We start from the raw sequence: 13,472 nt of genomic DNA, 5'->3' as shown, positions 1-13,472 counted from the left end.
ACCAGAGACTGAAACGATTCTCACCCCTAGAGAGGTAAATAAATCATTTTCAGTCGCTGATCTTATATCACCATTAAGATTCTAAGGGATTAAAAGGAACAATCCAGCCCTTAAGACGCGTGAGGTTTTCCACCTCAATTTGTATTTTCTTCAGCTTTGCCTCAGACACATCTGGCCCGACAAACACTTTGGTTAATACGCCATCTTTAGGATTTTCAGGGATAGTGTACGCTTTAAAACCACTCTTACGTAGCTGTGCAATCAAGGCTTTAACATTGGTTGCATTGTTAAAACTGCCAAGCTGCAAGGTAAAGCCACTTTTTAAGCTGTCACGGCTGGCAGCACTGGCTTTAGGCGTTTCTGCTTTGGGCTTTTCAGTCTTAGCGACGGTTGGCGCTTTAGTCTCAGCTTTTTTAGCGGGCTCCGTTTTTACCGTCGCCTTAGGTGGCTCTTTTTTAGGTTCTGGTTTCGCTTCCGGCTTTTTAACTTCTGCTTGCTTAACCTCTGGCTTCTTCACTTCAGGTTTAACGTCCGCCTTAACGTCTTGCTTAGCGATGGCAGCTGACTTGTCACTGTCGGCATTATTGCCTGTCTCAGCTAAGGCAACATCAGCCCCACTCAGCGCGGCAGCATCTTCGGCCGACAAGACTTCAAACATATCATCGTCGGCTTTTTGCTGCTCAATCACAGTCGGACGCAAAGGTATTTCAGAAAATTGCTCTTCTTGGCGATCTTTTTTGCCATCCAAAATATCCGGCAAAAAAATCACTCCAAGCGCAACCAGCACCACAGTGCCGACTAAACGATTATGAAACTGGCTAGACAAAACGGACTTCCTGCATAAATTGAGACTTAAAACCTGCCACAGTGTAAAAGGAGCCAAACACAATTACCACATCATCTGGGTTAATTTGCGCTTTTAATGCCGACCATGCCTCAGCTATGCCCTCAAACTCAAATGCGCTGGCCTCAGGTGCTAAGGTTTTGCGTAGCATGGCAGAACTCGCGCCACGCTCCCCATGAAGACTCACTAAATACCAAGTGTCGACCAGAGGATGGAGCACAGGCAACACGCCCGCAATATCTTTATCCTTCAACATGCCACAAAGGGCAAACACCCGCTTACCTACAACCATTGGCGCTAATTGCTGCACCAAAAAACGCGCCGCATGGGGATTATGCGCCACATCGAGTAGCACTAACGGCTGCTCATTCACCCGCTCTAATCGACCGGTTAACCGAGCAGTGCTAATACCCTCGGCAATAATAGCGGGCGCGATATTCGGCCAACCCTGTTCAATTACAGCCAATACCGTGGCCGCATTCGGTAGCGGCAAGGTCGGTAACGCTAAATCGTGCAGTTTGAGCACTTGGCCTTGAAAGTCCCATAAACTACCATGAACTTGGTAACTGAATTCGTTACCGACGCGATACAAGATGGCGCCAACTTCATTGGCAACATCATTGACGGTATGCGGCAAGTTGGGCTCGCCGACAATCGCAGCTTTACCGTGACGGAAAATACCCGCCTTTTCACGGCCGACGAGTTCACGGGTATTCCCCAGATAACTTTCATGATCTAAATCGACCGACGTCACCACACTGATATCGGCATCGATAATATTGGTGGCGTCTAACCGTCCACCTAAACCGACTTCTAAGATGACTACATCCAGCTTAGCGGCTTTAAACAGTATCAGGCCCGCAAGCGTGGCGTATTCAAAAAAGGTCAGGGAAATCTCGGCGCGCGCCGCTTCAATTTGCTCAAAGGCGGCAACAAAGGCGCTATCACTGGCGTCGCTGCCATTAATACGCACTCGCTCGTTGTATTTCAGCATGTGCGGCGAGCTGTATACGCCCACAGTCAAACCGGATAAGCGCAGAATATTTTCCAGCATGGCGCAGGTCGTGCCTTTGCCATTCGTCCCTGCCACTGTGACTATCTTGCTTTGACCTAAATCTAATAGACCCAAGGTTTGCGCGACCTTAGAAACACGGGTTAATCCCATATCGATTTCGGTTGGATGTATGGATAACAAATAATCCAACCACTGTTCCAATGCTGCATTTGACGCTGGCGCTGTTAGCATGTCCGTACATCCTCGTATTCGATTATCTCTCAAATAAGATCTTTTCAATCCAACATGAATAATGGCCCAAGGACGAGTTTAGGCAATTGATATTGTTCTGGATAAGTCACATCAACTAAATAAAGCCCATGGGGTTTAGCCGTCGCTGCGGCTTGGTTTCTGTCTTTTAGCGCGAGCAAATCACCCATCCACGTCAGCGGCTGATTGCCTAAACCGATTTCTAATAATGAACCGACGATATTGCGCACCATGTGATGTAAAAAGGCGTTGGCGGCGATATCAACAATCACATACATGCCTTGGCGCGTAACATTGACGCAATGTACATTACGAAACGGCGTTTTCGACTGACACTGGACTGCGCGAAAGCTGGTAAAATCTTGCTCGCCTAAGAGTGCCTGCGCCGCTTGGTGCATTCTATCGGCATCAATATCACCATGATAATGGCTGACACCATGGCGTAAAATCCCAGGGCGAAAACTGTGATTATAAATCACGTAACGGTAGCGTCTGGCGGTGGCCGAAAAGCGCGCGTGAAAACTGTCGTCGACTTCTTTAACCCAACGCACGGCAATATTATCGGGCAAATTGGCATTCACCCCTAAGGTCCATGCGCCTTCATTACGAATGGCATTGGTTTCAAAATGAACCACTTGTCCCGTGGCATGCACGCCCGCGTCGGTACGGCCAGCGCAGAAGACGCCGATAGGCTCGTTGGCCACTATCGATAACGCCCGTTCTAATTGCGCTTGTACTGAATCGACTTCGGCCTGACGTTGCCAGCCAAAATAACCATTGCCGTCATATTCAATACCTAATGCAATCCGCATCCACTTTTCCTCACAATTGATTTAGCGGCGCATTTTATCACAGCAGCCCATAAAAAAAACGGCGCTGAAGGCGCCGTTAGGTTGAAACTCTCTCAATCGGGATTAACTCATCTCTTTGAGTAAACGTCCGGCTTCATCTTGCTGGCGCTCGTTACCGTCAATTTGCACTTCTTTGAGCAGGGCTTTGGCGCTGTCGCTGTCGTCAATTTCGATATAAGCGCGGGCTAAATCCAGCTTAGCGTTGACTGAGTTTTCTTCATCGTCGACATCAATCATTGCGGCATCGCCGATTAAGGCTCCGACATCACTCATTTCCACGTCGACTTCCGAATACAAATCGGTATCAGTGCCGTCTTCATCGGCATCATTCAACAACTTATCGATGTCGATAAAGCCGTTTTCATTTTGGAAATTCGTTAAATCATGCTCAGGAACAAACTTCTTCTGCGCTTTACGCGATTCTTGGGCATCGAGTGCTGCTAACGCTTCGTCGACTGTGAGATCATCGACGAGTGAGAAACTGTCTTCCGACGTCAGTACATCTTCATCGTCATCAAAATCGGTATTGGCCGTGAAAGCAGCGAGTACATTATCGTCGCTTAAATCGAGGCCTTGCTCAGAATAGTCAGCATCCTCTTGGGTATCGAGTTTGAAATCTTCACTAAAATCAACATCGTTACGCGTCGCCTTAATCGGCTTCTCTTGAGTCGCATCATCCGGAGTAGGCGTATCAGCTAGCGAAGCATCGGCATTAGGCTCGACATCATCGACATCCGTTTCAGCGGCGGCATCGGCTGGCGTCGCAGCAGGTTTGGCCTTAGGCGCAAAATCAAGCTCTGAGTCCCAATCAAGCACGTGGGGATCTTTGCTCTTATTGGCTTTTAAATCATTAAAGAAAGAAGACTCTTTTTCCTTAACACTCGCTGCCGCGGTAGCGGCTGCCAAAGTGGCTGCTGCCGTAGTCAGGGCGTCAGAATCATCATCTTCACCCAACTCTTCGACTAACGAGAAAGTATCATCAGTGCCGTCAATCGAGTGAGACGCACCAATACCTTTGAGTAAATTGTCTTCGTCTGTGGCGTTATCGTCCGCGTCAAGCTGCGCCGTTTCCATATCGAAGTCGAATTCATCTTCATCGGCATCGAGTTGTTCTGGCACATCAAATTCAGCTAACAGCGCATCTAAATCTTCATCGCCTGCCGCTTCGCCCTTTATATCTTCCGGTAACGAAGCTTCTAGCTCTGCGGCAATTTCTGCACTGATCGCATCATCTTCAGTATCGTTTTGTGCATCGTCTTCGGCATTGTCTTCAGCATCAACTTTGATTTCAGGCTCAGCATCAAAACTCGCCAGCAACGAATCGATATCATCGGATTCATCTACGCCTAATTCATCCAGTTCATCGTCTAACTCGGCGGCAATCTCAGCACCAAGATCAGGTTCAGCTTCGGGTTCTGCTGGTTTATCGAAATCGGCTAACAGCGCATCGATATCGTCAGTGTCTTCTACGCCAAGCTCATCAAGCTCTGCATCTAACTCGGCGGCAATCTCAGCGCCAAGATCAGGCTCTGCTTCGGGCTCTGCTGGTTTATCAAAATCCGCTAACAGCGCATCGATATCGTCAGTGTCTTCTACGCCAAGCTCATCAAGCTCTGCGTCTAACTCGGCGGCAATTTCAGCGCCAAGATCAGGCTCAACTTCAGGTTCTGCTGGTTTATCAAAATCTGCTAACAAGGCATCGATGTCGTCGGTATCTTCTACGCCAAGCTCATCAAGCTCGACTTCGGGCTCTGCGGGTTTATCAAAATCCGCTAACAGCGCATCGATATCATCAACCTCTTCGCTGCCCAGTTCATCATCTAACTCATTATTGAGTTCTGCGGCGATGGCAGCACTGAGATCTTCATCATCAGACGCAACAGCGTCTGGTGCTTGTGCAATCTCAGTATCTTCTGCAGGAACACTAAACTCGGCAAGTAATGCATCAAGATCATCGTCATCCGCGATGGCTTCATCGGCAGGTTTAGTGTCTGCGGCTTCAACATCATTCAGCTCAGAAGTAATATCATTACTGTCACCCTCTTGAGCTAAATCGCTCGCAAAGTTTCGCTCTAATTCGCTTAAATCCTCTTCAGCCTCAGCGCTGTCTTCAGAAGTGCTGTCTTCTGAACCTAGGCCCGCTAATAGCGCATCGAGATCGGCTTCCTCAAGAATATTGTCAGATTTAGGTTTTTCCTCAACAATATCCTCTTCCTGATCGCCCATGGCTTCTGCCCACAGATCATCAAGAGATTGTCCTTCGTCTTCAACCTCAGGTTCAGCTGAGAGCCCCGGATCGACAAACATTTCAGACGCCATATCCATCTGATCGTTTGAGTCAGTTAAATCTTGCTCTGGTTGTAAATCGACGCTGCCCATATCCAACAGGCTATCGATAGAGTCCGCATGGTCGGTATCTAAATGCACCGCCATATCATCTAAATCGTCATCATCCATGTCCATTATGGCTGCACCAGTAACGCCAGCAGCACCGGCGGCCATCACCGCTTCTTGCGCCTGCATTTCCCGACGTTCTTTATTACGCTTACGGCGTAGGAACCAGAACACTGCCAGTAACAAGAACAAGGCAGGGATCACAGCGGCAGCAATCATTAACACAGGACTGTTAAGGATATTACGCCATAAATCATCGGGTTCAGCGGCGACCTCAGCATCTGCTTCAGGAGTATCTGTTGCCATCTCTGGCATTTGGGCAGCTTCGACTTCGGCTTTTAAAGCTTGGTTTTGCAATTTGCTGGCTTGCAGAGTTTCCTCTAGCACGGCAATGCGTTGATTCAACTCTTCAACTTTCACTTTTAGCGCTTCAACATCTGAAGTGCGGACAGTGAGTTGATCTTGGGTACGAGCTAATTCATCGGTTAATGACAGATTTTTACTTTCGGCCGCTTCTAAACGCGACGTTACATCAGAGCTCAGCATCTTAGGCTTGTCTGGCGTCGGCGTTTCTACCACTGGCGCTTTGGGCGGCGTCACTTTGGTTTCAGTGATTTTAGTTTCAGCAATCACGGCGGGAGCCGTCACAGGTGCTTGCGTAGTGACTTTCGCAGCAGGTTTCTGCACCGCTTTCGCTGGCGCACGGGATTGTCTGTCGCTTTGCTCTGCTCTTGCTATCGCCATGCTATTAGGAATCGACAGCATGACTTCTTTAGACGGGATCAGCAGGATCATGCCACGTTCTAAACTGTTGTAGCTGGAAGAGTTAAACGCATGGGGGTTAGCATCATATAGCGCGGCCATCACTTGATAGACGCTGACGCTGGCATCGGGACGGACTTTTTGCGCTATGCTCCAAAACGTGTCTCTGGATGTCGTTGGGCCATATTGATGATTAACTTGACGGATCTGTCCGTCTGGACCCATGATTTTTAAGGGTTTTAATCTTGGCGTATCTGCTGCAACGGCGGGATCAATAAAATAAGCGGTAGAAGAAACAGCTAAAACAGTGGCCATTAGACCCACAAGATACGAAGTGCGAAATTTCATCAATCCTTCCCTTTGAAGCGCTATAAAGTTATCTCGCTGATAACAGGCTTTAGGCAATTGTATTTATTGAGATTACTATAAACCAGAAATCCCTGCCCTGCTACTGTTCACAATTGTAAAACAAAAAAAGCCTGCTGACAGCAGGCTTTTTCAATGGGCATAAAATGCAATCTCGTGCTTAGTAATAATCTCTCACTAAGATCTCGGCAATTTGCACACTGTTCAAGGCTGCGCCCTTACGAATATTGTCTGACACCACCCACAGGTTAATCCCATGAGAATGAGAGATATCCTTACGAATGCGGCCAACATAAACCGGATCGGTACCAGCACCATCGGTTACAGCCGTTGGATAGTCATCATCTGACTCAAACAATACCACTCCTTCGGCATTACGCAGTAAAGCTTTAACGTCTTCTGCATCGACAGGCTGACGGGTTTCGATATTAATGGCTTCAGAGTGACCATAAAACACAGGTACACGTACCGCGGTCGCATTCACTAAAATCTCATCGTCACCGAAAATTTTCTGGGTTTCCCAGACCATTTTCATTTCTTCTTTGGTATAGCCGTTATCCATAAACTTATCGATTTGCGGCAATACGTTAAAAGCAATTTGCTTTGGATAAACTTCAGCGTCAGCAGGTAAACCTTGCAGTAATTTAGTGCACTGATGCGCTAACTCTTCAATGGCTTTTTTACCTGTACCCGAAACTGACTGGTACGTTGCCACGTTAATGCGGCTGATGCCATAGGCATCATAAATAGGCTTAAGCGCCACCAGCATTTGAATCGTTGAGCAATTTGGGTTAGCAATGATATTGCGATTGCGGAAATCAGCAATAGCATGCGGATTCACTTCGGGTACGACCAAGGGAATATCGATGTCGTATCTAAAGTGCGAGGTGTTATCAATCACAACACAACCTGCTTCAGCGGCAATCGGGGCCCATTTGGCGGAAACATCACCACCTGCGGAGAAGAAACCAATTTGAGCTTGGGTCCAATCGAAGGTTTCTACGTCGAGAATGGTAATTTGTTTGCCATGAAAGCTGACCGTTTCACCGGCGCTACGGCTACTGGCTAAAGGGTACAAATTGGCAACCGGGAAATTACGCTCTTCGAGGATCTCTATCATTGTTTGACCCACTGCGCCCGATGCACCTAAAACGACAACATTAAATTCCTGTGACATAGCTACTGACCGACTCCTGAAAAACCTAAATTGGACAACCAATCTACCTCAGATTGACCGTCATAAGCCAGCGCCAATGCACTAAATTCGCGTCTATGTTGGTGATTTTTTCTCATAGTGTCGAAGCCATTCTCATTTAAGAATGTATTTCTGAACATCTTGTCATCGTCGCGCAAATCATAGACAAAGCGCGCAAGCTGTAATAAGGCTTTTTCATTCGGCGCTGCCGCAAGTTCGACCGCCTTAATGTTAAAGCTTGGCAAGAGATCCAGCAGGCTTTTATCGGCTGCTACATTCAGCAACTGACACAGGTTTTGGTAAAGCATAAAAGTGCCGCGCGCCTTACCTTCTAAGCTGTAACCTGCAATATGCGGCGTAGCAAACTCTGCCAATGGTACCAACTCGGGCAGAGGTGTTGGCTCGCCTTCCCACACATCTAGCACTAATTTAAGATCGTCACGTTGCTGCTTCACTTTAATAAGCGCCTGATTATCTATCACATCACCGCGGCAGCAATTCACTAACCATGTATTGGGTTTGAGTGCCTTTAAGCGCGCCTCATCGAACAAATACTTGGTTTTATGCTCGCCAGTGCGCGTGATGGGCACATGCAAACTGATGATATCGGCCTGCGCCATGATGGTTTCTAAGCTCACAAAACTGCGCGGATCGCCCTCTGCAGCTTTAATGGGATCATTAAGCAGCACCTTAATACCGTAGGCTTGCAAACATTTTGCCGTCGCAGTGCCAGTGTTGCCCGCGCCCACGATGCCGACGACCTTGCCCTTAAGCGGCGAATTAAAGCGCTGCGCTAACTCCAGCATAGCGATAAAAGCAAACTCCCCAACCGCAGTCGCATTGCAACCTGGTGCATTAGAGAAGGGAATATTACGCTCAGCAAGATAGGTTAAATCCACATGATCTGTGCCTATGGTGGCACTGCCGACAAATTTCAGCTTGTTATTGCCTGAGAGCAACTCGGCATTCACTTTGGTGACCGAGCGCACTAATAGCACATCGGCATCGCGTACTTGCTCGGCGGTTAACGTGCGGCCGTTAACAGGAATAATGTCCCCGAGATCGCCAAATAGCGGTTCAACATAGGGCATATTTTCATCGACTAAAATCTTCATGGGCACCTGATCGGATAAAAGTGGGAATGGAAGGCATCAAGATGCTCGGTATTCTAACAAGACTAATGGGATAAATCCCTGCCTATGCAACAGGTTCACATAAAACGCCCATAAAAAAGGGAAGCCTAAGCTTCCCTTCTATCGCGTTTGATAAACAAACTTATTTGAATTTACGCATCACTAGCGTGGCGTTTGTACCGCCAAAACCAAAGCTGTTACTCATGACTGTATTCAGCTCAGCATCGCGATATTCACGAACGATAGGCATATCTTTCGCCGCGTCGTCCAGATTTTCAATATTGATGCTTGGGGCAATAAAGCTGTTTTCCATCATGATTAAGCTGTAAATCGCTTCATGTACGCCTGCGGCGCCTAATGCATGACCTGTCATAGACTTAGTCGATGCAATCGGTGGGCAATTGTCTTTGAATACTTCACGTAGCGCTTCTAATTCACGCACGTCGCCCACTGGCGTTGAAGTGCCATGAGTGTTGATGTAATCGATTGGGGTATCGACATCCATCATCGCCATTTGCATACAACGCACTGCGCCTTCGCCTGATGGCGCTACCATGTCATAACCGTCTGAAGACGCGCCATAACCAATCACTTCAGCGTAAATTTTTGCGCCGCGAGCTAGAGCATGCTCTAACTCTTCAACCACTAAAATACCGCCGCCGCCAGAGATCACAAAACCATCACGGTCTGCATCATAGGTACGGGAGGCTTTTTCGGGTGTGGCATTATACTTAGTTGACAGTGCACCCATAGCGTCGAAGCCCATGGTCAGTGTCCAATCCACTTCTTCAGCACCACCGGCAAACACCATGTCTTGCTTACCCATTTGGATAAGTTCAACGGCGTGACCAATACAGTGAGCGCTGGTTGCACAGGCTGAACTGATAGAATAATTCATGCCTTTAATTTTAAATGGCGTAGCCAAACAAGCACTGGCCGTGCTCGACATGATGCGAGGCACAATATACGGACCAACACGTTTGACGCCTTTTTCACGCAGTGTATCGGCAGATTGCACTTGGTTAGACGATGATGCGCCGCCTGTACCGACAATCAAACCGACGCGCGGATCTGAATACTGCTCTTCAGTTAAATTGGCATCGCTAACGGCTTCTTGCATCGCAATGTAAGCATAGGCAGCGGCATCGCCCATGAAGCGTAGCGCTTTACGATCGATATGCTCAGCTGGGTTTAACTTGATGTCACCCCATACGTGGCTACGTAACTGCATCTCTTCAAACTGAGCTGAATGCGTAATACCACTGCGGCCCGCTTTCAGTGACTCGGTCACTTCTTGCTTGTTATTACCGATACTTGAAACAACACCCATTCCGGTGATCACGACTCTTTTCATTTTATTGCTATCCATTGTGTACATGTCAGTACCTACTTTTCGCTGAGCCAATAGTATCTGTTTTGACTCAATTAAGTGGTCAGCTTTCCATAAAGGCGAGTAAAATAATGCCAATTATGAGACCGAGAGTAAATTTCTTTGACTGCAGAGCCCAATAAACCTTGTCAAATTAAGCGTGATTACCCGCAATTAATCAACCTTTATCCCGCAACCGCTGACACTGATGCACACTATCTCAGCAAGTTGAGCATTTATCAGCAGCGGGTATTTGAGGCTCATTCACAGCAAAAACTCTTAATATTAGGCCAAATTGGTCTAGGCAACGGGCTTGAACTCTTAGCTTGGTGGCGCGCTCATTCGCACCTTAGCCAACGTTTACTTTTAAAAGTGTTCGAACCCAATCCGATTAATGCTTACGAACTTAAATTACTTTGGGATCAATCCGCCTGTTTAACCAAAGAGCCTGAACTTGAGCCACTTACCCAACGCTTACTTCATGCAGAGCCTGCGGCTATTATAGGTTGCCAGAGATTAATTTTTGATGACGGTCGTTTCACAATCGACTTGCACTTTGGTGATATTCAATCCCAGCTCAGTTCACTCATCCATTCTCCACTTCACCCCGTTCAGCACTGGCTGGTATTGCCCCATCTGCAAAATGGGTTGAATCAGCAAAACCATTGGCAGATGGCAAAACTCAGTGACGATAGCGCGACCATTGCCACTATTGAATTAAGCGAATCGAGCGAATCAAGCGGATTAAACGAAACAACAATCAATCGTTTCCAAGCCTGTGGCTTTGAGGTGAGCGATTTTACCTGCGCTGAAATACAGACAAACCATCAGCCTGATGCCATTTTGTTACACGAGCGCCACGTCTTACGCCAGCAAGATGCCAAAGCCTATGCCTTTAATCCTATGGCTGCAATCTTACCCTCGGACACGTCCAGCTCGATTGCCATCATAGGCGGCGGGTTAGCCTCGGCGCATTTGGCGCTGTCTTTGGCCGAGCGAGGCCAAGACACGCAGCTGTTTTGTAAAGACCCCAAGCTTGGCCAAGGCGCCTCGGGCAATCGTCAAGGGGCGATTTATCCACTGCTGACACCGGAAAATGACGAGCTTAGCCGCTTCTTCCAGCAGGCATTTTTATTTAGTCGACGTAGAGTACAGGCGCTGACATCCGCCCCCGCCAGCAATCAGACGCCGATTTCCCATGATTTTTGCGGCGTATTGCAAACCGCCCACGATGAACGCAGCCAATTACGACTCGATAAAATCATTCAAGGCCAACCTTGGCCAAGTGAAATCGCCTACGCCGTCGATGCTGAGCAAGCCAATGCCATTGCCAAAATCAATCTCGATAAGCCAGGCTTTTTCTATCCCTTAGGTGGCTGGGTGTGTCCATTTGAATATGCCGAAGCTGCGATACGAAAAGCGATGCAACTGGCCGATGTGAGCGTCTCGCTCAATACCGACATCCTTGCCATTGAACGCCAAAGCGATGGCTGGGTTTTGTTAACTGAAAAGGAACGTTTCGGGCCCTTCGCGCAACTTGTACTCGCCAATGGCGCAGAATTGACACAATTTGATGCCAGCAACAAATTACAAATTAGCCCCTTTCGCGGCCAAGTTAGCCATGTGCCCGCGCAATTTCAATTGAGTCAGCTCGCAACTGTGCTGTGCGCAAACGGTTATTTAACGCCAAGTCACCAAGGACTCCACTGCCTTGGCGCGAGTTACGTTAAAGAACCCGAGCATTTAGACTTTTGCCCGCAGGAACAACAAGAAAACCTCGCCAAAATGCACGAGAGTTATCCGAACCAAAGCTGGCTTAAAGATATCGACATGAGTGGCAACAATGCCCGTGTTGGCGTGCGTATGGTGACGCGGGATCATTTCCCTATGATGGGCTGCGCGCCCGATGTGGCCAAAATCCTTGAGGATTATGAGCAACATCAACTCACTAAAGAGAGTCGTCACTACTGGCAAACCACGCCAGCGCCGGTGCATCAAGGACTGTATATTCTTGGCGGGTTGGGCTCACGGGGGTTAAGTTCAGGGCCTCTGGCCGCGGAATGTCTCGCGGCGCAGCTTTGCGGCGAACCAATACCGCTCGATAAAGCCACCCTGTGTAAACTCAACCCCAATCGCATGTGGCTGCGAAAATTGCTCAAGGGTAAAGCGCTCTAGGCAATCAATCGCTAGAAAAATAACGTTTCTCAGCGCTATAAAAAAGGGACTAAGCCATGGCTTAATCCCTTTTTTAAATGTTTTCTGTAAACCACTTAAGCGGCTGTGATGACTATTGCGTTGTCACTACAGCTAGGCTCAACACTACTGGATTTAACATGTCGAGGTTTTCGCGGCGCTCTGGGCACTTTTACCCGAGTACGATTGTTGTTATCGCGACTCTGGCGGATCAGCTCATCACCGCTTATGTTCGATGCTAGGCTTGCAGCCTCACGGTGAGATTTCGCCAATCTGTCGTATAACAACACATTGACCGACGCAGCAAGATTCATACAACCGACCGTAGGCACATACACTACGGCATCGGCTTTATCGATAATCTCTTGGCCAATAGTGCCATCTTCAGGACCAAACACATAAAAGGCTTTCGCGGGATGGACAAAATCCGGCAGCGGCGTCGCGCCAACCACCAAATCCACACAGATAAGCTTAGTGTCCGCCGGAATCGAGGCGAGTAATGAAGTCACACCCGTGAGCGGAATGCGCTCTCCAGCATCCTTAGTATCGACATGGTATTGCACTGCACCCGAACGCGCGGCTAACTCGTAGCGCCTGCCGGTATAAAATACCCCATCGACACCATAACAACCCGATGCGCGCATTATACCGCCGACATTAACGGGCGTTTTAGGATTCACTAAACCGATAAATACCGCGCTGGCATCGAGCGTTTGCTCACAGGCAAATTCAGCACTCGGCATTTCTGTACTCGTTACTTCGGTACTAGTCACTGCAGTATTAGTCACTTGCTCGTTGTCAGTCATAGGCATAACGCTAGGCAACATCAAATTCGCCTACAATCCTTGCATGCAGCTGTGCCCATGCCTGTTCAACCAAGGCATAATCGGCATCATTTAATTCTTGGCGCGCGAGTGCTAAACAATCGGTCATTTTCAACATAAGGGCATCGAGATCGGTTGCACCCTGCGCTTCAAGTTGCGATAACACAACGGCGACATGGCCCTGTAAATAGCCACAGGCAAACAAAGCATCGTCATCACCATGGCTGACTACACTGGCGATCCACTGTTCTAATGCGTCTTCGTAATGCTCTAACAT

At 48.1% G+C, this 13,472-nt stretch carries 10 protein-coding genes; 1 reads left to right on the top strand and 9 read right to left on the bottom strand.

The window, feature by feature from the left end; genetic code table 11:
• Positions 1-73: 73 nt before the first annotated feature.
• The 7 genes from dedD to fabB form a co-directional block, all read right to left on the bottom strand.
• Positions 74-826 carry a cell division protein DedD gene (gene dedD, locus Q4Q54_RS12695; RefSeq protein ID WP_226059994.1) on the bottom strand — a complete coding sequence of 251 codons (753 nt, stop codon included), beginning with the start codon at positions 824-826 and terminating at the stop codon, positions 74-76.
• Positions 819-2,090, bottom strand: a complete 1,272-nt coding sequence (gene folC / locus Q4Q54_RS12690) for a bifunctional tetrahydrofolate synthase/dihydrofolate synthase (protein WP_311988619.1) — start codon at positions 2,088-2,090, stop codon at positions 819-821. The genes dedD and folC overlap by 8 nt, the downstream gene beginning before the upstream one ends.
• Positions 2,091-2,134: 44 nt before the next feature.
• Positions 2,135-2,920, bottom strand: coding sequence for a tRNA pseudouridine(38-40) synthase TruA (gene truA / locus Q4Q54_RS12685; RefSeq protein ID WP_311988618.1), 786 nt, complete (start codon positions 2,918-2,920; stop codon positions 2,135-2,137).
• A 102-nt stretch (positions 2,921-3,022) separates the two neighbouring features.
• Entirely contained in the window at positions 3,023-6,463 is a 3,441-nt protein-coding gene (locus tag Q4Q54_RS12680; protein ID WP_311988617.1) for a FimV/HubP family polar landmark protein, read from the bottom strand.
• A gap of 178 nt (positions 6,464-6,641) precedes the next feature.
• Positions 6,642-7,658 (bottom strand): aspartate-semialdehyde dehydrogenase, encoded by a 1,017-nt coding sequence (locus Q4Q54_RS12675; protein WP_106650935.1) that lies wholly within the window; start codon positions 7,656-7,658, stop codon positions 6,642-6,644.
• Positions 7,659-7,660: 2 nt separating this feature from the next.
• Complete coding sequence (locus tag Q4Q54_RS12670) at positions 7,661-8,791, bottom strand: 4-phosphoerythronate dehydrogenase (protein ID WP_311988616.1); 1,131 nt, start codon at positions 8,789-8,791, stop codon at positions 7,661-7,663.
• Positions 8,792-8,951: 160 nt separating this feature from the next.
• Positions 8,952-10,163: a beta-ketoacyl-ACP synthase I gene (fabB, locus tag Q4Q54_RS12665; protein WP_311988615.1), complete on the bottom strand. Its 1,212-nt coding sequence runs from the start codon at positions 10,161-10,163 to the stop codon at positions 8,952-8,954.
• 138 nt (positions 10,164-10,301) lie between these two features.
• Here fabB and mnmC point away from each other — a divergent pair, with 138 nt between their 5' ends.
• Positions 10,302-12,353: an FAD-dependent 5-carboxymethylaminomethyl-2-thiouridine(34) oxidoreductase MnmC gene (gene mnmC, locus Q4Q54_RS12660; protein ID WP_311988614.1), complete on the top strand. Its 2,052-nt coding sequence runs from the start codon at positions 10,302-10,304 to the stop codon at positions 12,351-12,353.
• A 95-nt stretch (positions 12,354-12,448) separates the two neighbouring features.
• On the opposite strand, the gene Q4Q54_RS12655 is transcribed toward mnmC, so the two are convergent.
• Both Q4Q54_RS12655 and Q4Q54_RS12650 read right to left on the bottom strand, forming a co-directional pair.
• A complete protein-coding gene (locus Q4Q54_RS12655; protein ID WP_311988613.1) occupies positions 12,449-13,198 on the bottom strand; it encodes an RNA methyltransferase in 750 nt (249 codons plus the stop codon).
• Entirely contained in the window at positions 13,188-13,472 is a 285-nt protein-coding gene (locus Q4Q54_RS12650) for a YfcL family protein (protein WP_006082230.1), read from the bottom strand. Before Q4Q54_RS12650 ends, Q4Q54_RS12655 begins: the two co-directional genes overlap by 11 nt.

This window comes from Shewanella sp. SP2S2-4 (genome assembly GCF_031932025.1).
GTDB classification, from domain to species: Bacteria; Pseudomonadota; Gammaproteobacteria; order Enterobacterales; family Shewanellaceae; genus Shewanella; species Shewanella baltica.
This window is presented reverse-complemented; position numbering and strand designations above follow the sequence as displayed.

What these genes read in the sequence shown, in the direction of transcription:
- Q4Q54_RS12670 (WP_311988616.1), bottom strand. Translation starts at nt 8,791, where the DNA reads ATGAAGATTTTAGTCGATGAAAATATGCCCTATGTTGAACCGCTATTT.
- truA (WP_311988618.1), bottom strand. Translation starts at nt 2,920, where the DNA reads ATGCGGATTGCATTAGGTATTGAATATGACGGCAATGGTTATTTTGGC.
- folC (WP_311988619.1), bottom strand. Translation starts at nt 2,090, where the DNA reads ATGCTAACAGCGCCAGCGTCAAATGCAGCATTGGAACAGTGGTTGGAT.
- Q4Q54_RS12675 (WP_106650935.1), bottom strand. Translation starts at nt 7,658, where the DNA reads ATGTCACAGGAATTTAATGTTGTCGTTTTAGGTGCATCGGGCGCAGTG.
- fabB (WP_311988615.1), bottom strand. Translation starts at nt 10,163, where the DNA reads ATGAAAAGAGTCGTGATCACCGGAATGGGTGTTGTTTCAAGTATCGGT.
- Q4Q54_RS12650 (WP_006082230.1), bottom strand. Translation starts at nt 13,472, where the DNA reads ATGTTAGAGCATTACGAAGACGCATTAGAACAGTGGATCGCCAGTGTA.
- Q4Q54_RS12655 (WP_311988613.1), bottom strand. Translation starts at nt 13,198, where the DNA reads ATGTTGCCTAGCGTTATGCCTATGACTGACAACGAGCAAGTGACTAAT.
- Q4Q54_RS12680 (WP_311988617.1), bottom strand. Translation starts at nt 6,463, where the DNA reads ATGAAATTTCGCACTTCGTATCTTGTGGGTCTAATGGCCACTGTTTTA.